The organism is Mycobacterium sp. E183 (assembly GCF_001667735.1).
Classification (GTDB): domain Bacteria; phylum Actinomycetota; class Actinomycetes; order Mycobacteriales; family Mycobacteriaceae; genus Mycobacterium.
Genome location: NZ_LZJN01000077.1, coordinates 65,410 through 92,095 on the forward strand (window position 1 = coordinate 65,410; position 26,686 = coordinate 92,095).

The window sequence follows — 26,686 nt, forward strand, 5'->3', positions numbered from 1 at the left end:
TTCATTCACGTCGTCGCAATCGGCTCAGGGTTGTCAGGTTGGCCGCGGGGTGACGATGGGTAACGGCGCGAAGGGAAGCAACAGGCATGAGTCCGGCTACCGTGCTTGACTCCATCCTCGAGGGAGTCCGGGCCGACGTTGCGGCGCGCGAAGCCCTCATCAGCCTTTCCGAAATCAAAGCCGCCGCTGCCGCCGCGCCGCCGCCGCGCGATGTGATGGCCGCCCTGCGCGAGCCCGGCATCGGTGTCATCGCCGAGGTCAAGCGCGCCAGTCCGTCGGCGGGTTCCCTGGCGACCATTGCCGATCCGGCGAAGCTGGCCCGCGCGTACGAGGACGGTGGTGCCCGGATCATCAGCGTCTTGACCGAGGAGCGGCGCTTTCACGGATCGCTCGACGACCTGGACGCGGTTCGCGCGGCCGTCTCGATCCCGGTCTTGCGCAAAGACTTTGTCGTGCAGCCGTATCAGATCCACGAAGCCCGCGCGCACGGCGCCGACATGCTGCTGCTCATCGTTGCCGCGCTCGACCAGTCGGCGTTGGTGTCGATGTTGGACCGCACCGAATCACTCGGCATGACGGCCCTCGTCGAGGTGCACACCGAGGAGGAGGCCGACCGGGCGCTGAAGGCCGGGGCCAACGTAATCGGTGTCAACGCACGCGATCTCGCGACGCTGGAGGTCGACCGGGATTGCTTCGCGCGCATCGCTCCCGGGCTGCCGAGCAACGTGATCAGGATCGCCGAGTCCGGGGTCCGCGGCACCGGCGACCTGTTGGCGTACGCCGGAGCGGGTGCGGACGCCGTCTTGGTCGGCGAGGGTCTGGTCAAAAGCGGTGACCCGCGCGCCGCGGTCGCCGACCTGGTCACCGCGGGGACCCACCCGTCTTGTCCGAAACCGTCTCGCTAGTCGTCAAGTCACTTGAAGAGTCCCGGCGCTGAAACGTTGAACCTCATGAGCCGTCCCCGCGTAGAGCCTTGGTGATGGTCAATCTGTCCCGCCCGGACCTTCCCCTTCCGAGTGCAGCCGTCGCCGAACCCACCAGCCACGAACCCGATGCTGGTGGCCATTTCGGCGTGTATGGCGGCCGCTACGTGGCCGAGGCGTTGATGGCGGTGATCGAAGAGGTCACCGCCGCCTACGAGAAGGAACGCATCAACCCCGATTTCCTGGACACCCTGGACGACTTGCAGGCCAACTACGCCGGCCGGCCTTCGCCGCTGTACGAGGCCACCCGGCTGTCCGAGCATGCCGGATCGGCGCGCATCTTCCTAAAGCGAGAAGACTTGAACCACACCGGTTCTCACAAGATCAACAACGTCCTCGGTCAGGCGCTGCTGGCCAAGAGGATGGGCAAGAACCGGGTCATCGCCGAGACCGGGGCCGGGCAGCACGGCGTCGCCACGGCCACCGCGTGCGCCCTGCTGGGCCTGGAGTGCGTCATCTACATGGGCGCCGTGGACACCGCGCGCCAGGCGCTCAACGTGGCACGGATGCGACTGCTGGGCGCCGAGGTGGTGTCGGTGGAGAGCGGATCCAAGACGCTCAAAGACGCCATCAACGAGGCGTTCCGTGACTGGGTGACCAACGCCGACAACACCTACTACTGCTTCGGCACCGCCGCCGGGCCGCATCCTTTCCCCGCGATGGTGCGCGATTTCCAGCGGATCATCGGGTTGGAGGCGCGCGTGCAGATCCAGGCCCAGGCGGGCCGGTTGCCCGACGCCGTCGTGGCCTGCGTCGGCGGTGGATCCAACGCCATCGGCATCTTCCACCCGTTCATCGACGATCCGGGGGTGCGCCTGGTGGGCTTCGAGGCGGCCGGGGACGGCGTCGAGACCGGAAGGCACGCCGCGACTTTCGCCGGCGGTTCGCCGGGGGCCTTCCAGGGGTCGTTCTCCTACCTGCTGCAGGACGAGGACGGCCAGACCATCGAATCCCATTCGATCTCAGCGGGTCTCGACTATCCGGGCGTGGGCCCCGAGCACGCGTACCTCAAGGAGATCGGGCGCGCGGAATATCGGCCGATCACCGACGCGGAGGCGATGGACGCATTCGCGCTGCTGTGCCGCTCCGAGGGCATCATCCCGGCCATCGAATCGGCCCACGCGGTCGCCGGCGCGGTCAAGCTGGGCCTCGAATTGGGGCAGGGCTCGATCATCGTGGTGAACCTGTCGGGCCGCGGTGACAAGGATGTCGAGACCGCCGCGAAATGGTTCGGCCTGATGGGGCCCGGCGAGCGATGAGCGTTCAGCAGAGGCATGCCAGCAGGCTGGGGCCGGTCTTCGACATGTGCCGCCAGGAGAATCGCGCGGCCCTGATCGGCTACCTGCCCACCGGCTATCCAGATGTGCCGGGCTCGGTGGACGGAATGCTCGCCCTGGTCGAATCCGGTTGCGACATCATCGAAGTCGGCGTGCCCTACTCGGACCCCGGCATGGACGGGCCGACCATCGCCCGCGCCACCGAGGCCGCGCTGCAGGGCGGGGTGCGGGTCCGGGACACGCTTGCCGCGGTCGAGGCGATCAGTGCGGCCGGCGGCCGCGCGGTGGTGATGACCTATTGGAATCCCGTGGTGCGCTACGGGGTCGACGCGTTCGCGCGTGACCTCGCGGCGGCCGGCGGGCACGGCTTGATCACTCCTGACCTCATCCCCGACGAAGCCGGGCAGTGGCTGACGGCAGCTGAGGAGCATCGGTTGGACCGCATTTTTCTTGTCGCGCCGTCGTCGACGCCGGAACGGTTGGCCATGACCGTCGACGCGTCACGCGGATTCGTCTACGCCGCTTCCACGATGGGCGTCACCGGGGCGCGTGACGCGGTGTCGCAGGCCGCGCCCGAGTTGGTGCAGCGCGTGAAGGCGGTGTCGGACATACCCGTCGGCGTCGGCCTCGGGGTGCGGTCGCGCGAGCAGGCCGCCCAAATCGGCAGCTACGCCGACGGCGTGATCGTCGGTTCGGCGCTGGTGTCGGCGCTCGGTGCGGGTGGCCTGCCCGCGCTGCGGGAACTGACCGAGGAACTGGCCGCCGGCGTCCGGCAGAAGGCGTCCGCCCGATGACGACGTTGCCGACGTACTTTCCCAGCCCGCCGCAGGGTGTCTGGCACCTTGGGCCCCTGCCCATTCGCGCGTACGCGCTGTTCATCATCACCGGGATCGTGGTGGCGCTGTTGATCGGCGACCGCCGCTGGGAGGCCCGCGGCGGACAGCGCGGCGTCATCTATGACATCGCGTTGTGGGTGGTGCCGTTCGGGCTGGTGGGCGGGCGGCTCTATCACCTGGCCACCGACTGGCGGACCTATTGGGGGCCGGGCGGCGCCGGGTTGGGTGCCGCGGTGCGCATTTGGGACGGCGGGCTGGGCATCTGGGGCGCGGTGGCGCTCGGCTGTGTGGGCGGGTGGATCGGGTGCCGGCGGCACGGCATTCCGCTGCCCGCCTTCGCCGACGCGGTGGCCCCGGGACTCGTCCTGGCGCAGGCCATCGGCCGGCTGGGCAACTATTTCAACCAGGAGCTCTACGGCCGCGAAACCACCCTGCCGTGGGGTCTGGAGATCTTCTACCGCCGCGACCCATCGGGATACGTCGACCCGCATTCGCTGGACGGTGTCTCGACGGGTCAGGTGGCACTCGTCGTGCAGCCGACCTTTCTGTACGAATTGATTTGGAACGTCCTGGTTTTCGCCATCTTGATCTACGCGGACCGGCGATTCGCGCTGGGCCACGGGCGACTGTTCGCGCTGTATGTGGCCAGCTACTGCATCGGGCGGTTCGGCGTCGAGCTGCTCCGCGACGACACCGCCACCCATATCGCGGGCATCCGGATCAATTCGTTCACATCGACTTTCGTGTTCATCGGGGCCGTGGTGTACATCATGGTGGCGCCGAAGGGACGGGAGGCCCCCGAGAGCCTGCGCGGCAAGGAGGCCGAGGAATCGGTGGCAGAGGAGCCGGCGGACGAGCTTGCGACCGTCGCCGCCGGGTCGTCGACGGCGGCGGGCGCGGCGGGCACCGAATCCGCCGACGCCGCGGAAACGGACAAGGACGACGCAGCCGACGAGGCCGACGAGCCGGAAACCGCGGAGGCCGAGACGGTCAGTGCCGAGGCGGCGGAGCCCGGGGAAGCCGAAGCCGAAGAGTCCGAGGCTGAAACCGAAGAGGTCGACGAAGAAGAGCCCCAAGCCGAAAAGGCCGAAGAGGCCGACGAAGAAGAACCCGAAGAGGCGGAAGAGCCCGAAGCCGAAGACGCCGAAGAGGCGGAAGAGCCCGAAGCCGAAGAGCCCGAAGCCGAAGAGCCCGAAGCCGAGGAACCCGAAGCCGCCGAACCCGAGCCAAAGCCGGCACAGGACTCGGCCGAACCGGCCTCGGCCGCCGAGCCGTACACGACGCCACGCAGCCGCTGGAGGCTGCGAAGGAATCGGCCGTCGAACCGCTAGCGGCCGGCTCGGTCTGGCATGCTGAGAACGTGACGCAACCGCATTCCGCCGGCCAAGCGGTGGAACGGCGTCACGGCCCGGGCCGTTACGTCGCCGCCGGCACCGCCGCACTGCTCGGCGGCGCGTTGGGCTACGTCGGGCTGGTCGACCCGCACAACACGAATTCGTTGTATCCGCAATGCCCCTTCAAGTGGCTCACCGGGTGGAACTGCCCGTTCTGCGGGGGCCTGCGGATGACCCACGACCTGTTGCACGGCCACCTGGCCGCCGCCGTCAACGACAATGTTTTCCTGCTGGTCGGCATCCCGATGCTGGCCGGATGGTTACTGGTTCGCCGTGGCCGCGGCAAAGCCGCGCTGTCGACGGCGGCCTGGCTGACCATGGTGCTGGCCGTCATCGCGTGGACGGTGGTGCGTAACCTGCCCGGCTTCCCGCTGTTTCCGGCGATTCAGAGTGGGTAGCCGCTCGCGGCGCGACAACCCGTTAAGTCGGACCGTGGGGGGCCCACGCGACTATGCTGGGTCGGCGTGAGTAGACGCGGAAAGATCGTCTGCACCCTTGGCCCTGCGACAAATTCGGACGAGCTGATTCTGGCGCTGGTCGAGGCGGGAATGGACGTCGCCCGCTTGAACTTCAGCCACGGCGACTACTCCGACCACAAGGCCGCCTACGAGCGGGTGCGGGCCGCTTCCGACACCACCGGCCGCGCGGTCGGTGTGCTCGCCGACCTCCAGGGGCCGAAGATCCGGCTGGGCCGTTTCGCCACCGGGTCCACGTATTGGGCCGACGGCGAAACCGTGTGCATCACCGTCGCGGACTGCGAGGGCACCCACGACCGCGTGTCGACCACCTACAAGAGGCTGGCGGCGGACGCCGCGGTCGGTGACCGGGTGCTGGTCGACGACGGCAACATCGGACTGGTCGTTGCAGGCATCGATGGCGACGACGTGATCTGCACCGTCACCGAGGGTGGCCCGGTCAGCAACAACAAGGGCATGTCACTGCCGGGGATGAATGTGACCGCTCCGGCCTTGTCGGAGAAGGACATCGAGGATCTCACGTTCGCATTGGATCTCGGTGTGGACCTTGTCGCTCTGTCCTTCGTGCGCTCGCCGTCCGACGTCGAGCTGGTGCACGAGGTGATGGACCGGGTCGGGCGGCGGGTGCCGGTGATCGCCAAGCTGGAAAAGCCGGAAGCCGTCGACAATCTGGAAGCGATCGTGCTGGCCTTCGACGCCATCATGGTGGCCCGCGGTGACCTCGGCGTCGAGCTGCCGCTGGAAGAGGTGCCGCTGGTGCAGAAGCGGGCCATCCAGATGGCCCGGGAGAACGCCAAACCCGTCATCGTGGCGACCCAGATGCTCGACTCCATGATCGAGAACTCCCGGCCGACGCGCGCCGAGGCCTCCGACGTCGCCAACGCCGTGCTCGACGGCGCCGACGCGGTGATGCTGTCTGGCGAGACGTCGGTGGGAAAGTACCCGCTGGCGGCCGTGCGGACCATGGCGCGGATCATCTGCGCCGTCGAGGACAACTCCACCGCCGCCCCGCCGCTGACGCACGTGCCGCGCACCAAGCGCGGGGTGATCTCCTACGCCGCCCGCGACATCGGCGAGCGCCTGGACGCCAAGGCGCTGGTTGCCTTCACCCAGTCCGGCGACACCGTCAAGCGGCTGGCGCGCCTGCACACCCCGCTGCCGCTGCTTGCGTTCACGGCGTGGCCCGAGGTCCGCAGCCAACTCGCCATGACCTGGGGCACCGAGACGTTCATCGTCCCGATGATGACGTCCACCGACGGCATGATCCGTCAGGTCGACAAGTCACTGCTGGAACTGGGTCGCTACAAGCGCGGTGACCTGGTGGTGATCGTGGCCGGCGCGCCACCTGGCACAGTAGGGTCGACAAACCTCATCCATGTGCACCGCATCGGGGAGGACGACGTCTAGCCCGACGACGATGCGGTCCGCCTAGCGGACTGAGGAGGAGTCGGGCAATGAAGCCAGCCCGACGACGATGCGGTCCGCCTAGCGGACTGAGGAAAAGTCGGGCGATGAAGCCAGCCCGACGACGATGCGGTCCGCCTAGCGGACTGAGGAAAAGTCGGGCGATGAAGCCAGCCCGTCCGGGCGGGCCATCGAGCCAAGGAGAGGCCGCGATCAGCACCGATTCCGATTTCAAGGAACTGCTTGCGACCCTCGACCTCACCCGGGTCGCCGACGACCGTTTCGTCGGGTCTCATCCCACCAAGAACCCGATGCGCACGTTCGGGGGCCAGCTGATGGCCCAGTCGTTCGTCGCGAGCAGCCGCACCCTGGTCCGGGGGGACCTGCCGCCCAGCGCGCTGTCCGTGCACTTCGTCAACGGGGGCGACACCGCCAAGGACATCGAATTCCACGTCACGCGGCTGCGCGACGAGCGGCGCTTCGCCAATCGGCGCGTGGACGCCGTGCAGGACGGCGTGCTGCTGTCCTCCGCGATGATCTCCTACATGTCCGGCGGCCCGGGCCTCGAGCACGGTGTGGACCCGCCGCAGGTCGGCGAGCCCGAAACGCAGCCGCCGATCAGCGAGCTGCTGCGCGGCTACGAGGAAACCGTTCCGCACTTCGTCAACGCCCTGCAGCCGATCGAGTGGCGCTACACCAACGACCCGGCGTGGGTGATGCGGCAGAAGGGCGATCGGTTGCCGCACAACCGGGTCTGGATGAAGGCCGGCGGCAAACTGCCGGACGACCCGGTCCTGCACACCGCGACCATGGTGTACTCGTCGGACACCACGGTGCTGGACTCGGTGATCACCAGGCATGGGCTGTCCTGGGGGTTCGACCGCATCTTCGCAGCCTCCGCCAACCATTCGGTGTGGTTTCACCGGCAGGTCAACTTCGACGACTGGGTGTTGTATGCGACGTCGTCGCCGGTGGCCGCGGATTCGCGCGGGCTCGGCACCGGCCATTTCTTCGACCGCTCCGGGCAGCTGCTCGCCACGGTGGTGCAAGAAGGGGTGCTGAAATACTTTCCGCCCACCCGCCGATAGACCGGGTGAATACCCGCAGGACATCGCCATGATTTGGGCCCGTCAGGGCCCGGACCGGGCGTAAGTTCATAGCAGCCGGGTATTCGGTGCAGTGGCGGCAGACAGCCGCCCAGCTGGAATGACAGCGCATCGGGAGGTGAGTGTGAGCGGGCCGTTGGTCGACGCCTCAGCGAAGGCTCGCGGGCGGGAACGCGTGGTCGTCTCGGTCGATTCGCGGGCCGCCCGGCTGATCGGGGCCCTGGCGCTGTTGAGTGCCACCTGCTGGTTGGCCGAGATCCTCGTTCGCCACCATCACCAGCCCGCGTGGCACTACACGGATCGGCTGGCCTGGTCGCTGACGGTGCTGGTGGCGGTGGCGTGGATCGCGCGCGGCATCTTCCTGGGCCGTCCCGTGACGGCCCTGCACGCCGCCGCGGCCGCCGGGTTCGTGCTGGCCGGCCTGGGGCTGCACGTGCTGTCCTTCGATCTGCTCGGCGACCTGGTGATCGCCGGTTCCGGCGTGATCCTGATGTGGCCGACGGCGTCGCACCCGCGTCCCGGGGATCTGCCCCGGATCTGGGGGTTGATCCAGGCCACCAAAGACGACCCGCTGGCGCCGTTCGCGATGCAGACCGGCAAGAGCTACCACTTCACCGCCGACGGGGGCGCGGCGCTGGCCTACCGGACGCGCCTGGGCATCGCGGTGGTCGGCGGCGACCCGATCGGCGACGAGTCTCGATTCCCCGAACTGGTCGCCGACTTCGCCGCCATGTGCCACGCCCACGGATGGCGGATCGCGGTCGTGGGTTGCAGCGAGCGGAGGCTGGGATTGTGGAGCGACGCCGCGCTGCTCGGACAGTCGTTGCGCGCCGTGCCGATCGGTCGCGACGTGGTCGTCGACGTAGCCACTTTCGACATGGTGGGCCGCAAGTTCCGCAACCTGCGCCAGGCGGTGAAGCGCTCGCACAACTGCGGCATCACCACCGAGATCGTCTCCGAACAGGAGCTCACCAGTGAGCAACTGGCCGAGCTGACCGAGGTGGTGCGGGCGTCGAGCAAGGCGGCACACACCGAACGCGGGTTCCACATGAACCTCGACGGCGTGCTGGAGGGACGCTTCCCCGGCATCCAGCTGATCCTCGCCCGGGACGCCTCGGGCACCGTGCAGGGCTTCCACCGGTATGCGACGGCCGGCGGCGGCAGCGACATCACCCTCGACGTGCCGTGGCGCAGGCGCGGGGCCCCCAACGGCATCGACGAGCGGCTCAGCATCGACATGATCATGGCCGGCAAAGAGATTGGCGCACAACGGCTTTCTCTTGCCTTCGCGGCGTTCCCGGAGATCTTCGACGAGAAGAACCGCAGCCGCGCCCAGCGCGTTTTCTATCGGCTGATCCACGTCCTCGACCCATTGATCGCGCTGGAGTCGCTCTACCGGTACGTGCGTAAGTTCCACGCGCTCGACGCCCGGCGCTACGCCCTGGTGTCGATGACCCAGATCGTCACGCTGTTGATCGTCTTACTGTCGCTGGAGTTCATGCCGCGCCGGCGACATCTCTGAGGGCGTCCACGCGCAGTTCGCCACACCCGATGCCGTCGGGTAGGTGGTGGGTGGCCACCACCACGGTGCGGCCGGCGGCCACCAGCTCAGAATCCGGTCCGAGCAGGTCACGCAGGATCGATTGGGCGTCGGCCGCGTCCAGGTGCTCGGTGGGCTCGTCGAGCAACAGAATCCGGGCGGGTGAGAGCACGGCGCGCGCCAGCAGCAGCCGCCTGCGCTGACCGCCCGAAAGCGCCTGCGCCCCACCGGTCAGCACCGTCGACAGGCCGTCGGGCAGACCCGCGAGCCACGCGCCAAGCCCGACCGCATCCAGGGCGGCCGCCAGTTCGTCGTCCCGGCAGTCGCCCCGGGCGACCAGCAGGTTGTCTCGGACGGTGGTGGCGAACACGTGCGCGTCCTCAGCGAAAAAGCCGACCGCGCGCCGTAATTCCCCTTCCTCGAACTCTAAGAGGTCGGTGCCGCCGAGCGTCAGCCGTCCCTGCAGCGGGGGGAGCAGCCCGGCGAGCGTCATCAACAGCGTGGTCTTGCCGGAGCCGCTGGCGCCGGTAACGGCCAGCCGGGCACCCGGGGGCAGGTCGAGTGTGATGCGGTTCGAGCGGGTGGCCTCGGTGTGGCCGGAGTGAATGTCGGCCGACAATACTGCGGTCGGCTCGGGCGGGGCCGCCGCCGTGGGGTTTTCGGGTTGCGCGTGATCGGTCGCCGTCAGGTCGAGCAGCCGGCGCGCGGCGATGCGCGACCGCGTCAGCTGGACCGCGGCGGCCGGCAACGGTGTCATCGCCTCGAAGGCGGAGAGCGGCAACAACATCAGGACGGCCAGGGTGGTGGGCGCGACCGACGGCGCCAACCCGATGCCGGCCACCACGGCGCCGAGCACGCTGACCCCGATCGCGGCGGTGGGCACGGCCTCGGGGAAGGCGGCCGGCCTGGCCGCGGCATCGAGCGCGGCGCCCCACGCCCGTTGACGGCGTTGGGATTCGGCGATGACGCGGGGGAGCACGCCGGCCACGCGAAGCTCGGGCGCGTGCTCGAGGGCGACCATCGCCGAGGTGTCCCGCTCGGAATGATGCTGCCGGGCAACGCTTTCCTGCCGGGCCGCGGCCCTGGCCGCAAACCGCGGCGCGACGAAGCCGGTAAGCAGCAGGCAGATCGCCAGGACCGCCCCCGCCTGCGGCGAGATGGCCGCCACCACGGCGGTCGCCGCCAGCCCCAGCACTGCGGCGACCCCGATCGGCACCACGGCACGCACCAGCACGTTGGCCAGTTCGTCGACGTCGGAGCCCACGCGTGCCACCAGCTCGCCGCTGTGCAGTCGGACCGCGGCCGCCGCGGGCCCGCGGGCCAGCCGATCGTAGATCCGCGCCCGGGCGGTGCCGGCGGCCCGCAGCGCGGCGTCGTGGGTGACCAAACGCTCGCAGTAGTGCAACACGGCCCGCGAGATGGCGAACGCGCGCACCGCGACGGCCGCGACCGAGAGGTCCAGCACCGGCGGCATCTGCCAGGCCCGCGTGATCAGCCAGGCCGAGACACCGGCCAGCGCCAGCGCGCTGCCCAGCGACAGCACGCCCAGCGCGATCGCCGCCACGATGCGGGCGAGCCTCGGGCGCAGCAGCGGCGCGGCCGCCCGGAGCGGATCAGACTGCGGCATAACGCGCCCCACTGTCGGCGGCCACCTCCACCACCCGGTCACCGATGGCCAGCACCGGCTCGCGGTGCCCGACGACCACGACGGTCGCACCGGCGCGGGCACGCTCCACGATGGCCCGCAGCACGCGTCGCTCGGCGCGGGCGTCCAGGTGCGCGGTGGGCTCGTCGAGCAATAGCACCGGCGCGGCCGACCCGAGCGCCCGGGCGAGGCCGAGCCGTTGCCGCTGCCCCAGCGAAAGGCCGACGCCGCCGCGGCCCAGCACGGTACCCAGCCCCTCCGGCAGGTCGGCCAACACCGCATCGAAACCCGAAGCCGCGCAGGCCGTCTCCAGGTCGTCCAGCTCGCCGAACAGCATCAGATTGTCCCGCACCGTGCCCGGGACGAGCGCCGGGCGTTGCGGCAGCCAGGACAACTGCCGCCACCATGCGGCCGGCTCCAGGTCGGCGACGTCGATGCCGGCCACCGTCACGCGGCCCGACGTCGGTGCGGTGATCCCGGTGATCGCCTGCAGCGCCGTGCTTTTGCCGGCGCCGTTGCGTCCGGTCAGTACCGTCACCGCGCCCGGCTCGATGAGCGCGGTGAGGTCGCGCGGCGCCTGACCGTCGCGCCCCGCGACGCTGAGCCCGTCGAGTCGGATCCCCGCCCCGCGGGCGGTGACGGTCCGATCCCCGGTCCGCGGGGGAGTCGGCTCGCCGATGAGGGCGAAGGCCTTGTCGGCGGCGGTCCTGCCGTCTTGGGCGGCATGGAATTCGACACCGATTCGGCGCAGCGGCCAGTAGACGTCGGGCGCCAGCAACAGCACCGTGAGGCCGGTCGCCAACGTCATCTCACCGAACACCAGCCGCAGTCCGATCCCCACCGCGATCAGCGCCACGCCCAGTGTCGCCAGCAATTCCAGCACCAGTGCCGACAAGAAGGCGATCCGGAGCGTGGCCATGGCCGAGCGGCGATGCGCCGCAGCGAGTTCGGCGATGCGCCGTTCGGGTCCGCGGGCGCGGCCCAGCGCCCGCAGCGTGGGGATGCCGGCGATGAGATCGAGCAGCCGCCCCTGCAGCGTCGTCATGGCGGCCAGGGCGGCCGCCGACCGGTCGGCGGTGGCCAGGCCGATCAGCACCATGAATACGGGTATGAGCGGCAAGGTGATCGCCACGATCGCCGCCGATTTCAGGTCGTACAGCGCGACGACGGCGACGGTCGCCGGGGTCAGGATCCCGGCGAGCACGAGTGTGGGCAGATATCCGGTGAAGTAGGGACGCAGGCCGTCGAGACCCCGCGTGACCACCACGGCGGCGGCGTCCCGTTGGGCGGCGAGTTCACCGGGCTGCCGGGCGGTTACCGCCGTCAGCACCTGACCGGACAGGTCGGCGATGACCGCGCTGGCGCCGCGCTGGCCCAACCGGGCCTGCAGCCACTGTGCCAGCGTGCGAAGCGTCCACAGCAGCACGAGAATCGACAGCGGTCCCATCCAGGCGTGCAGGCCGCGCGCCGAGTGATCGCCGACGGCGCGGGCGACGACGTTCGCCAGCACGATCGCCGAGCCGATCGCGCACCCGGAGATCACCACGCCGCAGCAGATGGTCGCGGTCAGGTAGCGGCGCAGCGCGATCGATGCCCGCCACAGTCGCGGGTCCAACGGGCCCCGCGCTCTCGAACCGGGTGGCGAGTCGGTCGCGCTCAGGACACCCGCCTCGCCAGGCCGATGGACGGCGGGATCCGATCCGCCGAGATTCGTTGCCGGAACACCCAATACGTCCACGCCTGGTACACCACCGTCAGCGGAGCCATGAAGGCCGTCACCCACGTCATGACCTTGAGGGTGTAGGGCGTCGACGAGGCGTTGTAGATGGTCAGGCTCCACTGCTTGTTCAGGGTCGAGGGCACCAGGTTCGGGTAGAGCGCGCCGAACAGCAGGATCACCACCGACAGGATGACCGTCGCGGTGCAGGCGAACGCCCAGCCGTCGGACAGGCGCCGCCAAACCAGCAGCACCGCCGCCAGCTGCGCCACCACCGCCACCGCGAGCACCAGCCAGGTCCAGTTCTTGCCATGGGCGAGTTGCGTCCAGATCCCAAACGCCGCAACCAGTCCGGTCACCGGAAGCGACAACCACACCGCCAGCCGGTGGGCGTCGTCGCGGATGGCGCCGGAAGTCTTCAGTGAGATGAACACCGCGCCGTAGAACAGGAACAGCCCGGCGGTGGCCAAGCCGCCCAGCAGCGTATAGGCGTTCAGCACGTCCGTGATCGACAGGTGGACCTGGCCGTCGGCGTCCACCGGCAGGCCGCGGACCAGGATGGCGAAGGCCACCCCCCACAGGATCGCCGGCAGCCAGGACCCGGCCGCGATGCCGAAATCGGCCCAGCCCCGCCACCTCGTGTCGTCGATCTTGCCGCGCCATTCGATCGCCACGGCCCGCAAAATCATGCCGAACAGGATGGCCAGCAGCGGCAGGTACAGCGTCGAGAACACCGTGGCGTACCAGCCCGGGAAGGCGGCGAACATCGCTGCGCCGCCGACGATCAGCCAGACCTCGTTGCCGTCCCAGATCGGGCCGATGGTGTTGAGCGCGGTGCGTCGGATCGGCTCGGGCTCACCGATGCCGACGCGCGCGAGCGGTTCCATCAGCATGCCCACGCCGAAGTCGAAGCCCTCCAGAACGAAGAAGCCGAGGAACAGCAATCCGATTATGCCGAACCACAATTGCTGCAGTCCCATCGGTCAGCTCCCTTCCTGAGTGCCTGGATCCAGGGCTAGTACGCGAACGAAAGCGGGGCCACCTCGTCGTCGCCGGGCGCCGGCGGGGGAGCCGGCTCGGCGTCGTGCTCCCGCGGCCCTTCGGTGATGTAGCGCTTGAGCAGGAAGAACCAGATGACCGCAAGCACCGCATAGACCAGGGTGAAGGTCACCAGCGACGTGATGACCATGCCGGGCACATGGTTGGACACGGCCTCGTGGACGGTGAACCGAACCTGTTGGTCGCCGGTCGGATTCGGGGCGACGATCCAGGGTTGCCGGCCCATTTCGGTGAACACCCACCCGGAGATGTTCGCCAGGAACGGCGTGGGAATCGTCAGCAGCGCCAGCCAGGAGAACCAGCGTTGGTTGGGCACCCGGCCGCCGCGGGTGAGCCACAGCGCCGCGAGCGCGAACAGGATGGGCACCGCCAGGAAACCGATCATCGCGCGGAACGACCAGTAGGTGACGAACAGGTTGGGCCGGTAGTCATTCGGGCCGAATCGCTGTTCGAAGTCCTGCTGGATATTGCGGACGCCCTGCAACGTCACGCCGCTGGTCCGGCCCTCGGCGAGGAACGGCAGCACGTAGGGAACCTCGATCACCCGGGTGACGCTGTCGCAGTTGTTGTGCGTGCCGACGGTGAGGATCGAGAAGTCCGGGTCGGTTTCGGTGCCGCACAACGATTCCGCCGACGCCATCTTCATCGGTTGCTGAACGAACATCAGCTTGCCCTGGCGGTCGCCAGTGAAGAACAGGCCGACGGCGGCGAGCAGCACCACCCAGCAGCCCAGGATGACCGCGGGCCGAAACATGGTGCGCGCGTTCGATTCGGCGGCGGGGGTGGCGGTTTCCGGGCGGCGGGACCGGACCAGGAACCACGCGCCGACGGCCGCGACGAACGTCGCCGCGGTCAGCAACGAGCCGGTCACCGTGTGGGTAAACGCCCACCGCGCAGTGTTATTGCCCAGCAGCGCGGTGATGCTGTCCAGCTCGGCCCGGTGCGTGGCCGGGTTGTAGTGCGCGCCGACCGGATGTTGCATGAACGAGTTCGCCACGATGATGAAGAACGCGGACACGTTGACGCCGATCGCGACGATCCAGATGCAGGCCAGATGGACCAGTCTCGGCAGGCGGCCCCAGCCGAAGATCCACAACCCGATGAAGGTGGACTCGAAGAAGAACGCGAACAACCCCTCCATGGCCAGGGGCGCGCCGAAGATGTCGCCGACGAACCGCGAATACTCCGACCAGTTCATCCCGAATTGGAACTCCTGAACGATCCCCGTCGCCACGCCGATGGCGAAGTTGATCAGGAACAACTTGCCGAAGAACTTGGTGAGGCGGTACCACGCGACGTTGTCGGTGACCACCCACACCGTCTGCATGACAGCGAGCAGCGGCGCCAGGCCGATCGTGAGCGGCACGAAGATGAAGTGGTAGACGGTCGTGATACCGAACTGCCACCGTGAAATATCGACGACATTCATCTGTCATCTCCCGAAACAGCGGAGCCGTGGGCACGGCTACTACGAAGTGTAGTAGAAGGGTCAGGGCCGGCGCTAGCGAGAGCCGCCGTCATGAGGTCAGTGTCTTGGAAGCCTTGCGGATGCCGAAGGACGAGACGATCTCGAAGACGCCGATGACGACGAACCACACCCCGACCACGAGCGCCAGCGTGACAATCGATTCGAGCGGCGACGCCAGCACGACAATGCCCGCAAGCAGGCTGATCACCCCGATGAAGATCGACCATCCCCGCCCCGGAAGCAGCGGGTCCTGGATCGCCGACACCGTCGTGCCGACGCCGCGGAAGATGAATCCGATGCCAATCCAGATGGCCAGCAACAGGATTGCGTAACCCTGACCGAAATGGCGAAAAGCCAACAGCGCCAAGATGAGTGACGCGGCGCCGCTGATGAAAAGCAGAATCCGGCTGCCCGCCGAGACGTGCAGGGTGAACGCGAAGAACACCTGGGCGACGCCGCTGATCAACAGATAGATTCCGAAGGCGACCGCGGCGACCAGGATCGTCTTTCCCGGCCACGCCAACACCAACACGCCGAGCGCCAGCGACAGGATTCCCGATAACAGGGCCGATTTCCACAGATGCGGCAACAGACTTGGAGCAGGGGGAGGTCCGGGTGTGGTTTGCATGGCCGCAGTGTGACACAAACGCCGCCCCTGGTATAGGGCACTTCGGCTACACGTGGGCGGTGCGCGAATCCGCGGCCAGCAGGTCGCTGTTTTCCTCGCCGGATTCGCCGGCCGCCTTGCGCCCGATCAGATACCAGGTGCGCATGACGCCTTTGCCTTTGACGTCGATGTGGCCGCGCTCCTGCAAGACGAACTCATCCTTGAGACGCTCGTACATGGCTTCGGGCACCTGAATTCGGCCGACCGAGTCGGTGGTCTCCATCCGAGACGCGACGTTGACGGCGTCCCCCCACACGTCATAAAAGAAGCGGCGAGAACCCACGACGCCGGCGACCACGGGCCCGCACGCCATGCCCACCCGCAGCGGGACCTCGTTGCCGTGCGGATCCTTCAGTCCGGCGGCGGCGTTGGCCATGTCGAGGGCGAAGTCCGCGAGCGCCTGCGCGTGATCGGGGCGGGCGCGCGGCACCCCGCTGACCACCATGTAGGAGTCCCCGCTGACTTTGATCTTCTCGAGCCCGTGCTTGTCCACCAGCGCGTCGAAGGCGCCGTAGAGGCGGTCGAGGAAGCGCACCAGGTCGGCCGGGGCCGTGGCACTGGCCCGTTCGGTGAATCCGACGATGTCGGCGAACAGGACGGAGGCAACGTCGTACTTGTCGGCGATGACGCTGCGGTCCGGCTCCTTGAGCCGCTCGGCGATGCTGGCCGGCAGCATGTTGGCCAGCAGCGCTTCGGAGCGCTCGTACTGGGCCTCCATCACGGCCTCGGCGCGGGCGGTGTCGCGCAGGGCGAACCACACCGTCACGACGACCATCACAACGCTCGAGATCGCGGTGATGACGAAACCGGCCGACTGGGCCCACGCGGGCTGCAAGCCGGTGTCGCGGGGGATCAGGAACTCGACGGCGATGATCAGGCCCGCGGCGACGGCCGCCAGTGCGGACGCCAAGACGATGTGCTCGATTCCCAGCAGGAGCACGACGATGCAGGCGCCGACCAGGAAGAAGAACTGAGCGCCCGACCCGGTGCCGACGTCGACGCAGCTGGCGAAGACCGACACGTAGGCCGCGCCCAAAAACGTGAGCGGGGCGACGAGTTCGCCGAAGCGCTGCAGCCACGGGACCATCGCGAAGACCATGGCGCCGAGGACGTTGATCGAGCTCACCTGCCACAGCCAGGATCCGCCCAGGATCTGCACCAGGACGAAGCTCACGCTCACCAAAACGGCCAGCCATGCGGTGATGGTCAGGATCCGGGCGCGGCGCGCGGCGCTGGCGACGTAGTGCTGGTTGCGGTCGCGGGTCTGCGCCCGCACCGCGGCCACGCAGTCCGGGCGTCTCGGCTCGCCAACTGACATCGGTGGGGCACCGCACTTCCTAGCCGCCACGTTCAAACTGTAACCCGCTGAGCTCGGGTTTGTCGGCCCGTCGGCCGGCGAATTGGGGCTCGGGCGCCGCACCGGGTGCCGACCGATGGGTGGCGTCAGCATGACCGGAAAAAAATTGTAAAAAGAATTTTCCGGCTGGAGGGTTTTACAAAATTTTCTGGCGTGTTATTAAACATATGTCGGGCTGTGATGTGGGTCATATGTTCCTCTAATGCGGGGGTGCGGGATGGCAAGTCTGCGCAGCAGGATTGGGATCGCGCTAATGCTTGCGTGCACCGCTGCGGCAACTCCCGCATGCGGGGTGGGGTGCGGCGGCGCGGCCTCGCTGTTGCGGGTGGCCACCGACTCCATGCAGAATGATCCGATGCAGGTCAACGTGGTGCACTCCGAGGAACAGGTGTGCATCAGCCGCTAACGCGGCGGCCACTCCGTACCGGCGCCCGGCTCGCCCGAGGTCGCTGAGCGGCGCCCACGCGAGGGGTCGATGGGGGCCGTTGTTAATTATGTTTCGGCGGGGTGAGCCGCCGGTTAGCAAAAATAATATGAATTCAACATGAGCCCCCGCGCCGCCGTTGAACGCAATGTCCACACTAAATTGTGCGCGGTATTCAATTCGGCCTTATTCCATACCTTTGGCACGCATTTCGCGCGTTTCCCAAGCCGGAGGCTTGCTGCCCGCCGCGGAGGCGCAACATCGGTATCGGAGAAGCCCACATCGGCCCCGAGCGGTTTGCCACGAGGCGCGGGACGCTCGCTTGCGGGCCGGTGACTGCGCGCCGCCCGGGCGGCCGGTCCGTAGGCATGGCCGGACCCGGGGCCAACGAGAGGTGTGACGACCATGCTCACCGGGAAACCCTCACGGCGTGTGCGTGGTATAGGACGGTGGAGGGGTCAGGCCATGATGCTGCGCCGAATGTTGGCTGGCGCGCTGCTGGTGTTGGTTGTCGCCGGCTACGTCGCCGCGGCCCGGCCAACGCGCGCCGCGCGGCGCTACGACGCTGACGGCCCCGTGGCCGCGGCGTGTGTCCTGCATCAGGTCAGAGATCCGCAGTACCAGCGCTTGGAAGTGTCGCCCGAGTCGGGTCAGCTCGAGGAGTGTTATCGCGGCCAATCGTGGACGGGGCGTCCCACCGTGGATGTGTGGGCGGCGGTCATGACCACGGTGGTCGTGACCGCGCTCGCCGTGATGGTGAGCCTGCTGCACGTGGTGACCGCGAACGATCGGCGCGACCGCGGCAGGCAACGCCATACGACGTGAGGCGCACGCAGGGGCCACCCGCCGCCCTGCGGTTCGTGGTGCCCTCGGTGGGATTCGAACCCACACTGGACGGGTTTTGAGTCCGTTTCCTCTGCCAGTTGGGATACGAGGGCTTACCCGGCCTCATACGTTAGAGGCAGCCTCCCACCATAAAGGATTTGGTGCCGGGCCCCGTCTCACCGCCCCCGAGGTCGCTGGTTCGAGGCGTTCACGACACAATGTCCGTCATGACAGGCCCCACGACCGACACCGACGCCGCTGTGCCGCGCCGGGTCCTGATCGCCGAGGACGAAGCGCTCATCCGACTGGACCTCGCCGAGATGCTGCGAGAGGAGGGTTACGAGATCGTCGGGGAGGCCGGCGACGGCCAGGAAGCCGTCGAGTTGGCCGAGCGCCATCGGCCCGACCTGGTGATCATGGACGTCAAGATGCCGCGCCGCGACGGGATCGACGCGGCGTCGGAGATCGCCAGCAAGCGCATCGCCCCGATCGTGGTCCTGACCGCATTCAGCCAGCGGGACTTGGTCGAACGCGCCCGCGACGCCGGCGCGATGGCCTACCTGGTCAAGCCCTTCACGATCAGCGACCTGATTCCGGCCATCGAGCTGGCCGTGAGCCGCTTCGCCGAAATCAGTGAGCTGGAGCGCGAAGTTGCGACGCTGTCCGAGCGGCTGGAGACCCGCAAGCTCGTCGAGCGCGCCAAGGGGCTACTGCAGACCAAGCAGGGCATGACCGAGCCCGAGGCGTTCAAGTGGATTCAGCGCGCCGCGATGGACCGGCGGACCACCATGAAGCGGGTCGCCGAAGTCGTCCTGGAAACGCTGGACACCGACGACGAGTAGCGCCAGGCCGTCGAGCGTGCGCTCAGGGCGACGACATGCCGAATGAGGCCGCCGCCGTTGCACATTCGCCGTCGATGCGCCGTCAGCGCGCGACGATCACCGAGGAGCCGTGGCCGAACAGGCCCTGGTTCGCGGTGATGCCCACCGTCGCGTTCTCCACCTGCCGGCCGGTCGCCTGACCGCGCAGCTGCCAAGTCAGCTCGCAGACCTGGGCGATGGCCTGCGCGGGGATGGCCTCGCCGAAGCAGGCCAGGCCGCCCGAGGGGTTGACCGGGACCTTGCCGCCGATCGTCGTGGCGCCGCTGCGCAACAGCGCCTCGGCCTCACCCTTGGGGCAGAGCCCGAGGTGCTCGTACCAGTCGAGCTCGAGCGCGGTCGACAGGTCGTAGACCTCGGCCAGGCTGACGTCCTCGGGCCCGATGCCCGCCTCAGCGTAGGCCGCATCGAGGATCTGATCCTTGAACACCCGGTCCGGCGCGGGCACGGCAGCGGTGGAATCCGTTGCGATGTCGGGCAATTCGGGTAGGTGTTGGGGGTAACGCGGGGTGACCGTGCTGACGGCGCGTACCGAAGGGACGCCGTCGAGCGAGCCGAGGTGCTTGCGGGCGAACTCGGCGCTGGCCACGATCAGGGCCGCTGCGCCGTCGGAGGTGGCGCAGATGTCGAGCTGCCGCAGCGGGTCGGCCACCACCGGGCTGGCGAACACGTCGTCGGCCGAAGCCTCCTTGCGGTAGCGGGCATTCGGGTTCTGCAGGCCGTGGCGGGAGTTCTTGACCTTCACTTGGGCGAAGTCCTCGGCCGTCGCGCCGTAGAGGTCCATCCGCCGGCGGGCCAGCAGCGCAAAGTACACCGGGTTCATCGCGCCGATCAGGTGGAACCGCTGCCAGTCCGGGTCGTTCTTGCGTTCCCCGCCGACCGGGGCGAACGCGCCCTTGGGCGTGGTGTCGGCGCCGATGACCAGCGCGACGTCGCAGAAGCCGGCCAGGATCTGGGCGCGCGCACTCTGCAGTGCCTGCGAGCCGCTGGCGCACGCGGCGTAGCTCGAGCTGACCGGGACACCGTTCCAGCCGAGCTTCTGGGCGAACGTCGACCCCGCGATGAAGCCCGGGTAACCGTTGCGGATGGTGTCCGCGCCGGCGACCAACTGGATCTGCCGCCAGTCCAGGCCGGCTTCGGCCAGCGCGGCCCTGGCGGCGACGACCCCGTATTCGGTGAAGTCGCGGCCCCACTTGCCCCAGGGGTGCATGCCGGCGCCCAGGATGTAGAGCGGTTCAGGGCTCATGAGGCGATCCTCCACGCGTGCACGATGCGCTGCACGCCGTCGTCGTCGGTGAACAGCGGCATCGTGGTCAGCTCCATCTCCATGCCGACCTTCAAATCGGCGGCCAGCGTGCCCTCGACCACCTTGCCCAGCACGATCAGCCCTTCCTCAGCCAGCTCCACGGCGGCAATGGCGAAGGGCTCGAAGGGATCCGGGGCGGGGTAGGGCGGCGGCGGCGGATACCGGTTCTCCGTGTAGCTCCACAACTTGCCCCGCGTCGACAACGCGACGGCCTCCAGCGTGTCGCTGGCGCAGCCGGGGTTGGGGCAGTTGTTCTCCCGGGGCGGGAAGACGTAGGTGCCGCACTCCGGGCATTTGCCGCCGATCAGGTGCGGGTGGCCGCCTTCGTCGGTGGCGAACCATCCGTCGATCGCGGGCTCTTGGCTGGTGACCTCTGACACTCGGCCAGACTACCCAGGCCCAACACAAAACTGAAACGTGTTGCAGTTCTGCGGCAGCGCCTGGCTCGTCGGTCGGGGTGCCTAGAGTGATAGCCGTGCCCGCTCCGCCCGCTCAGAAGACCGAGGAACAAACCAAGCCGACACTGATGTTGCTCGACGGCAATTCGCTGGCGTTTCGGGCGTTCTACGCGCTGCCCGCCGAGAACTTCAAGACCCGCGGCGGCCTGACCACCAACGCGGTCTACGGCTTCACGGCGATGCTGATCAACCTGCTGCGCGACGAGGCCCCCACGCACGTCGCCGCGGCGTTCGACGTGTCCCGTCAGACGTTCCGCTCCGAGCGGTACCCCGAATACAAGGCGAACCGCTCGTCGACGCCCGACGAGTTTCACGGCCAGATCGACATCACCAAGGAAGTGCTGAACGCGCTGGGCATCACCGTGCTGGCCGAGCCCGGGTTCGAGGCCGACGACCTGATCGCGACGCTGGCCACCCAGGCCGAGAACGAGGGCTTCCGCGTCCTGGTGGTCACCGGCGACCGGGACTCCCTGCAGCTGGTCAGCGACGACGTGACCGTGCTCTACCCGCGCAAGGGCGTCAGCGAGCTCACCCGGTTCACGCCGGAGGCGGTCGTCGAAAAATACGGGTTGACCCCCACGCAATACCCGGACTTCGCGGCCCTGCGTGGCGATCCCAGCGACAACCTGCCCGGCATCCCGGGCGTGGGGGAGAAGACCGCGTCCAAGTGGATCGCCGAATACGGCTCGCTGCAGGGGCTGGTGGACAACGTCGAATCGGTGCGCGGCAAGGTCGGCGACGCGCTGCGGGCCAACCTCGCCGGCGTGATCCGCAACCGCGAGCTCACCGACCTGGTCAAGGACGTGCCGCTGGCGCAGACCCCGGACACGCTGCGCATGCTGCCGTGGGATCGCGACCAGATTCACCGCCTGTTCGACGACTTGGAGTTCCGGGTCTTGCGCGACCGGCTGTTCGACACGCTGGCCGCCGTCGAGCCCGAGGTCGACGCGGGATTCGACGTGCGCGGCGGGGCGCTGCAGCCCGGCGAGCTGGCCGTGTGGCTGGCCGAGCACAGCTCGGGCAAGCGGTTCGGCCTGGCGGTCGTCGGCACCCACTTGGCCTACGACGCCGACGCCACCGCGCTGGCCATCGTGTCCGCCGATGGCGAGGGCCGCTACATCGACACCTCCGCCCTGGATCCCGACGACGAGGCGGCGCTGGCGTCCTGGCTGGCCGATCCGGGTCCGCCCAAGGCGCTGCACGAGGCAAAGCTGGCGATGCACGACCTCGCCGGCCGGGGCTGGACGCTGGCCGGCGTGACCTCCGATACCGCGCTGGCCGCCTACCTGGTGCGTCCCGGGCAGCGCAGCTTCTCCCTCGAGGACCTGTCCCTGCGCTACCTGCGTCGCGAGCTGCGCGCGGAAACCGCTGAGCAGCAACAGCTTTCGCTGCTCGACGATCCCGAGGGGACGGACGACCAGGCGGTGCAGACCCTGATCCTGCGGGCCGTGGCGGTGCTGGACCTGGCCGACGCGCTCGACGAGGAGCTGGCCCGCATCAACTCCACGTCGCTGTTGGGCGGCATGGAACTGCCGGTGCAGCGGGTGCTGGCCGGGATGGAACACACCGGCATCGCAGTCGATTTGGATCTGCTGGGCGACCTGCAGAGCGATTTCGCCCACCAGATCCGCGACGCCGCCGAAGCGGCCTACGCGGTGATCGGCAAGCAGATCAACCTGGGTTCGCCGAAGCAGTTACAGGCGGTGCTCTTCGACGAGCTGGAGATGCCGAAGACCAAGCGCACCAAGACGGGCTACACCACCGACGCCGACGCCCTGCAGTCACTGTTCGACAAGACCGGACACCCGTTCCTGCAACACCTTCTGACGCACCGCGACGCCACCCGCCTGAAGGTGACGGTGGACGGGTTGCTGAATTCGGTGGCCTCCGACGGGCGCATCCACACGACGTTCAACCAGACCATCGCGGCGACGGGCCGGCTGTCGTCGACCGAGCCGAACCTGCAGAACATTCCGATCCGCACCGAAGCCGGCCGGCGGATCCGGGACGCGTTCGTGGTGGGCGACGGCTACAGCGAGCTGATGACCGCCGACTACAGCCAGATCGAGATGCGGATCATGGCGCACCTCTCGCGGGACGAGGGCCTCATCGAGGCCTTCAACACGGGGGAGGACCTGCATTCGTTCGTCGCCTCGCGGGCGTTCGGGGTGCCGATCGAGGAGGTCACCTCCGAGCTGCGCCGCCGGGTCAAGGCGATGTCGTACGGGCTTGCCTACGGGTTGAGCGCGTATGGGCTGTCGCAGCAGCTGAAGATCTCCACCGAGGAGGCCAAGGAGCAGATGGACGCCTACTTCGCCCGGTTCGGCGGCGTGCGCGACTATCTGATGAACGTCGTGGAGCAGGCCCGCAAGGACGGTTACACCTCGACGGTGCTGGGCCGCCGCCGGTACCTGCCCGAGCTGGACAGCAGCAACCGCCAGGTGCGGGAGGCCGCCGAGCGGGCCGCGCTGAACGCCCCTATCCAGGGCAGCGCCGCAGACATCATCAAGGTGGCGATGATCGAGGTCGACAGGGCGATCAAAGAGGCCGGGCTGAAGTCCCGCATGCTGCTGCAGGTGCACGACGAACTCCTGTTCGAAATCGCGCCCGGCGAGCGGGAGAAGGTCGAGGCCCTGGCCCGCGAGAAGATGGGCGGCGCCTATCCGCTCGACGTGCCCCTGGAGGTTTCGGTGGGTTACGGCCGCTCGTGGGACGCGGCCGCGCATTAGCGAAATCGCGGCCCCGGAATTTCGCCGACACGACATGTTCTGGTCAGAAACGCACAGGCTGGGGCGCCCGGGTTTGGCCAGCGTGTACGCAGTCGAGTAGCCTAAACAGGTAAATCCCAGATTTGTCCCTACGACCCAACCTGTCCGGAGCAACCCACCACATGCCGAGTCCCACCGTCACCTCGCCCCAAGTAGCCGTCAACGACATCGGTTCCAGCGAGGACTTTCTTGCCGCAATAGACAAAACGATCAAGTACTTCAACGATGGCGACATCGTCGAGGGGACGATCGTCAAAGTGGACCGGGACGAGGTGCTCCTCGACATCGGCTACAAGACCGAGGGCGTCATCCCCGCCCGCGAGCTCTCGATCAAGCACGATGTCGACCCCAGTGAGGTCGTTTCCGTCGGTGACGAGGTCGAGGCCCTGGTCCTCACCAAGGAGGACAAAGAGGGCCGCCTGATCCTGTCCAAGAAGCGCGCGCAATACGAGCGCGCCTGGGGCACCATCGAGGCGCTCAAGGAGAAGGACGAGGCCGTCAAGGGCACCGTCATCGAGGTGGTCAAGGGTGGCCTGATCCTCGACATCGGCCTGCGCGGCTTCCTGCCCGCGTCGCTGGTCGAGATGCGCCGGGTCCGCGATCTGCAGCCGTACATCGGCAAGGAGATCGAGGCCAAGATCATCGAGCTGGACAAGAACCGCAACAACGTGGTGCTCTCGCGCCGGGCGTGGCTGGAGCAGACCCAGTCGGAGGTGCGCAGCGAGTTCCTCAACCAGCTGCAGAAGGGCGCCATCCGCAAGGGTGTCGTCTCCTCCATCGTCAACTTCGGCGCCTTCGTCGACCTCGGCGGGGTGGACGGCCTGGTGCACGTCTCCGAGTTGTCCTGGAAGCACATCGACCACCCGTCCGAGGTCGTCCAGGTGGGCGACGAGGTCACCGTCGAGGTGCTCGACGTCGACATGGACCGCGAGCGGGTTTCGTTGTCGCTCAAGGCCACTCAGGAAGACCCGTGGCGGCACTTCGCCCGCACGCACGCCATCGGCCAGATCGTGCCCGGCAAGGTCACCAAGCTGGTTCCGTTCGGCGCGTTCGTCCGCGTCGAGGAGGGCATCGAGGGCCTGGTGCACATCTCCGAGCTGGCCGAGCGCCACGTCGAGGTGCCCGACCAGGTGGTCGCCGTCGGCGACGACGCCATGGTCAAGGTCATCGACATCGACCTGGAGCGGCGCCGGATCTCGTTGTCGCTCAAGCAGGCCAACGAGGACTACACCGAAGAGTTCGACCCGGCGAAGTACGGCATGGCCGACAGCTACGACGAGCAGGGCAATTACATCTTCCCCGAGGGCTTCGACGCCGACACCAACGAATGGCTCGAGGGCTTCGAGAAGCAGCGCGCCGAGTGGGAGGCCCGCTACGCCGAGGCCGAGCGCCGGCACAAGATGCACACCGCGCAGATGGAGAAGTTCGCCGCGGCCGAGGCCGCTGGGCACGGTGCCGAGCAGTCGTCGGGCAACGGCGCGCCGTCGGAGAAGGCGGCCGGCGGCTCGCTGGCCAGCGACGCCCAATTGGCCGCTCTGCGGGAGAAGCTCGCCGGCAACGCCTGATTAGCGTTCAGGCATGCTGCGCATCGGGTTGACCGGCGGCATCGGCGCCGGCAAGTCGGCCCTGTCGGGCACCTTCGCGAAGTGCGGTGCGGTCATCGTCGACGGCGACGTCATCGCGCGCGAGGTGGTCGAGCCGGGCACCGAGGGCCTGGCGGCGCTGGTCGAGGCGTTCGGTGACGACATCCTGCTACCCGACGGATCGCTGGATCGTCCCGCGTTGGCCGCCAAGGCCTTCGCCGACGACGAGGCGCGGCAAAGGCTGAACGGCATCGTCCACCCGCTGGTCGGCAAGCGACGCGCCGAGATCATCGCCTCGGTGCCCGCGGATTCGGTTGTGGTCGAGGACATTCCGCTGCTGGTGGAATCGGGAATGGCGCCGTTGTTCCCACTCGTCGTCATCGTGTACGCCGACGTCGAGGTGCGGCTGCGACGGCTGGTCGACCAGCGCGGCATGCCCGAATCCGACGCCCGCGCGAGGATCGCCGCGCAGGCCAGTGACGAGCAGCGCCGCGCCGTCGCCGACGTCTGGGTGGACAACTCCGGCAGCCCGGACGAGCTGGTGCAGCGGGCCCACGACGTGTGGAACAACCGGATACTGCCGTTCGCGCACAACCTGAGTCGGCGCGAGGCCGCGCGGGCGGCGGCGCGGTTGGTGCCGCCCGACCCGGCCTGGCCGGATCAGGCCCGCCGCATCGTCAACCGGCTGAAGACCGCGTGCGGCCACCGGGCGATCCGGGTGGACCACATCGGTTCGACCGCCGTGCCGGATCTGCCCGCCAAGGACGTGATCGACGTGCAGATCACCGTCGAATCCTTGGCGCTCGCCGACGAACTCGCCGAACCGTTGTTGTCGGTGGGTTATCCGCGCCTGGAACACATCACCCAAGACGCCGCCAAGAACGATGCCCGCAGCACCGCGCCCGGATTCGACCACAGCAACGACGCCGCGCTGTGGCACAAGCGGATTCATGCATCGGCGGATCCGGGGCGGCCGACCAACGTACACATCCGCGTGGCGGGCTGGCCCAATCAGCAATTCGCGCTGCTCTTCGTCGACTGGCTCAACGCCAATGCCGATGTGCGCGAGCAGTATTCGCGGGTCAAACGGGACGCCGCGGCGAGCGCCGATGGCGATATCGTGCGCTACATCACCGCCAAAGAACCGTGGTTTCGTGACGCCTACCGGCAGGCCTGGGAATGGGCCGACGCGACTGACTGGAAGCCCTGAGCCACCATGCCGTTCGTCGACGACTTGATCGGTGAGGTGCGCCCTCACTCCGACCTCGCCGAGGATCTCGACACGTCCGTCCTCGGCGCCGACCACGTCACGCGCCCGCAGGTCCGCCACGGAGCCGCGCACCCCATCCGGATGGGTGTCGATCGTGCTGGTGCGTCGCCGTACGCCCGGCAGCGACTGTGGCCCGCCGTCCACGAAGGGCCGCCGCGGGCCGAGGATGTCGTCGACGAACGGCATGGTGGCTCAGGGCTTCCAGTCAGTCGCGTCGGCCCATTCCCAGGCCTGCCGGTAGGCGT

At 68.3% G+C, this 26,686-nt stretch carries 23 protein-coding genes and 1 tRNA gene; 15 read left to right on the forward strand and 9 right to left on the reverse strand.

The window, feature by feature from the left end; translation table 11 throughout:
* Positions 1-86: 86 nt before the first annotated feature.
* The 8 genes from trpC to A5691_RS07560 all read left to right on the forward strand — a co-directional run bounded on the left by trpC (position 87) and on the right by A5691_RS07560 (position 8,998).
* Positions 87-905 (forward strand): indole-3-glycerol phosphate synthase TrpC, encoded by an 819-nt coding sequence (trpC, locus tag A5691_RS07525; RefSeq protein WP_055404126.1) that lies wholly within the window; start codon positions 87-89, stop codon positions 903-905.
* A 74-nt stretch (positions 906-979) separates the two neighbouring features.
* Positions 980-2,242, forward strand: a complete 1,263-nt coding sequence (gene trpB, locus A5691_RS07530) for a tryptophan synthase subunit beta (RefSeq protein WP_067748015.1) — start codon at positions 980-982, stop codon at positions 2,240-2,242.
* On the forward strand, positions 2,239-3,054 hold the full coding sequence (gene trpA / locus A5691_RS07535) for a tryptophan synthase subunit alpha (RefSeq protein WP_068018510.1): 816 nt from the start codon (positions 2,239-2,241) through the stop codon (positions 3,052-3,054). The genes trpB and trpA overlap by 4 nt, the downstream gene beginning before the upstream one ends.
* Positions 3,051-4,427, forward strand: coding sequence for a prolipoprotein diacylglyceryl transferase (locus A5691_RS07540; protein WP_068266517.1), 1,377 nt, complete (start codon positions 3,051-3,053; stop codon positions 4,425-4,427). Before trpA ends, A5691_RS07540 begins: the two co-directional genes overlap by 4 nt.
* A gap of 29 nt (positions 4,428-4,456) precedes the next feature.
* On the forward strand, positions 4,457-4,888 hold the full coding sequence (locus A5691_RS07545) for a DUF2752 domain-containing protein (RefSeq protein WP_067752438.1): 432 nt from the start codon (positions 4,457-4,459) through the stop codon (positions 4,886-4,888).
* Positions 4,889-4,954: 66 nt separating this feature from the next.
* On the forward strand, positions 4,955-6,373 hold the full coding sequence (gene pyk / locus A5691_RS07550) for a pyruvate kinase (RefSeq protein ID WP_067752435.1): 1,419 nt from the start codon (positions 4,955-4,957) through the stop codon (positions 6,371-6,373).
* Positions 6,374-6,534: 161 nt separating this feature from the next.
* Positions 6,535-7,458, forward strand: a complete 924-nt coding sequence (locus A5691_RS07555; RefSeq protein WP_067783754.1) for an acyl-CoA thioesterase II — start codon at positions 6,535-6,537, stop codon at positions 7,456-7,458.
* A 142-nt stretch (positions 7,459-7,600) separates the two neighbouring features.
* Positions 7,601-8,998 (forward strand): bifunctional lysylphosphatidylglycerol flippase/synthetase MprF, encoded by a 1,398-nt coding sequence (locus tag A5691_RS07560; protein WP_067783768.1) that lies wholly within the window; start codon positions 7,601-7,603, stop codon positions 8,996-8,998.
* On the opposite strand, the gene cydC is transcribed toward A5691_RS07560, so the two are convergent.
* The 6 genes from cydC to A5691_RS07590 all read right to left on the reverse strand — a co-directional run bounded on the left by cydC (position 8,973) and on the right by A5691_RS07590 (position 16,920).
* Entirely contained in the window at positions 8,973-10,643 is a 1,671-nt protein-coding gene (gene cydC / locus A5691_RS07565) for a thiol reductant ABC exporter subunit CydC (protein ID WP_068015535.1), read from the reverse strand. The two genes, A5691_RS07560 and cydC, sit on opposite strands and share 26 nt — an antisense overlap.
* Entirely contained in the window at positions 10,630-12,243 is a 1,614-nt protein-coding gene (cydD, locus tag A5691_RS07570; RefSeq protein WP_067783765.1) for a thiol reductant ABC exporter subunit CydD, read from the reverse strand. The genes cydC and cydD overlap by 14 nt, the downstream gene beginning before the upstream one ends.
* Positions 12,244-12,317: 74 nt before the next feature.
* Positions 12,318-13,358 (reverse strand): cytochrome d ubiquinol oxidase subunit II, encoded by a 1,041-nt coding sequence (gene cydB, locus A5691_RS07575; protein WP_067783759.1) that lies wholly within the window; start codon positions 13,356-13,358, stop codon positions 12,318-12,320.
* Between the two features lie 35 nt (positions 13,359-13,393).
* Complete coding sequence (locus A5691_RS07580; protein ID WP_067752419.1) at positions 13,394-14,866, reverse strand: cytochrome ubiquinol oxidase subunit I; 1,473 nt, start codon at positions 14,864-14,866, stop codon at positions 13,394-13,396.
* Between the two features lie 88 nt (positions 14,867-14,954).
* The gene (locus A5691_RS07585) at positions 14,955-15,551 is read right to left on the reverse strand and encodes an HdeD family acid-resistance protein (RefSeq protein WP_156675539.1); all 597 of its coding nucleotides are present in this window, start codon (positions 15,549-15,551) and stop codon (positions 14,955-14,957) included.
* A gap of 28 nt (positions 15,552-15,579) precedes the next feature.
* Positions 15,580-16,920 (reverse strand): adenylate/guanylate cyclase domain-containing protein, encoded by a 1,341-nt coding sequence (locus A5691_RS07590; RefSeq protein WP_067783148.1) that lies wholly within the window; start codon positions 16,918-16,920, stop codon positions 15,580-15,582.
* Positions 16,921-17,182: 262 nt separating this feature from the next.
* On the opposite strand from A5691_RS07590, the gene A5691_RS27905 reads away from it, so the two are divergent.
* Complete coding sequence (locus A5691_RS27905) at positions 17,183-17,335, forward strand: hypothetical protein (protein WP_156670042.1); 153 nt, start codon at positions 17,183-17,185, stop codon at positions 17,333-17,335.
* A 483-nt stretch (positions 17,336-17,818) separates the two neighbouring features.
* The gene (locus A5691_RS07595) at positions 17,819-18,178 is read left to right on the forward strand and encodes a hypothetical protein (protein WP_068015537.1); all 360 of its coding nucleotides are present in this window, start codon (positions 17,819-17,821) and stop codon (positions 18,176-18,178) included.
* Between the two features lie 36 nt (positions 18,179-18,214).
* On the opposite strand, the gene A5691_RS07600 is transcribed toward A5691_RS07595, so the two are convergent.
* Positions 18,215-18,291 (reverse strand) — tRNA-Leu (locus A5691_RS07600).
* Positions 18,292-18,405: 114 nt separating this feature from the next.
* On the opposite strand from A5691_RS07600, the gene A5691_RS07605 reads away from it, so the two are divergent.
* Complete coding sequence (locus tag A5691_RS07605) at positions 18,406-19,020, forward strand: ANTAR domain-containing response regulator (RefSeq protein ID WP_197498707.1); 615 nt, start codon at positions 18,406-18,408, stop codon at positions 19,018-19,020.
* Between the two features lie 82 nt (positions 19,021-19,102).
* Here A5691_RS07605 and A5691_RS07610 read toward each other — a convergent pair whose 3' ends face one another.
* Together A5691_RS07610 and A5691_RS07615 are read right to left on the reverse strand one after the other, a co-directional pair.
* Positions 19,103-20,302, reverse strand: a complete 1,200-nt coding sequence (locus A5691_RS07610; RefSeq protein ID WP_067752413.1) for a lipid-transfer protein — start codon at positions 20,300-20,302, stop codon at positions 19,103-19,105.
* Positions 20,299-20,742, reverse strand: coding sequence for a Zn-ribbon domain-containing OB-fold protein (locus A5691_RS07615; RefSeq protein ID WP_067887736.1), 444 nt, complete (start codon positions 20,740-20,742; stop codon positions 20,299-20,301). The genes A5691_RS07610 and A5691_RS07615 overlap by 4 nt, the downstream gene beginning before the upstream one ends.
* Positions 20,743-20,888: 146 nt before the next feature.
* Here A5691_RS07615 and polA point away from each other — a divergent pair, with 146 nt between their 5' ends.
* The 4 genes from polA to A5691_RS28560 all read left to right on the forward strand — a co-directional run.
* A complete protein-coding gene (gene polA, locus A5691_RS07620) occupies positions 20,889-23,549 on the forward strand; it encodes a DNA polymerase I (protein ID WP_197504959.1) in 2,661 nt (886 codons plus the stop codon).
* Positions 23,550-23,710: 161 nt separating this feature from the next.
* Positions 23,711-25,153 carry a 30S ribosomal protein S1 gene (rpsA, locus tag A5691_RS07625; RefSeq protein ID WP_067752406.1) on the forward strand — a complete coding sequence of 481 codons (1,443 nt, stop codon included), beginning with the start codon at positions 23,711-23,713 and terminating at the stop codon, positions 25,151-25,153.
* A gap of 13 nt (positions 25,154-25,166) precedes the next feature.
* A complete protein-coding gene (gene coaE / locus A5691_RS07630; protein ID WP_068015540.1) occupies positions 25,167-26,381 on the forward strand; it encodes a dephospho-CoA kinase in 1,215 nt (404 codons plus the stop codon).
* 6 nt (positions 26,382-26,387) lie between these two features.
* Positions 26,388-26,686 (forward strand): hypothetical protein (locus tag A5691_RS28560; RefSeq protein WP_231975322.1); only part of this gene is annotated, 299 nt, incomplete at its 3' end.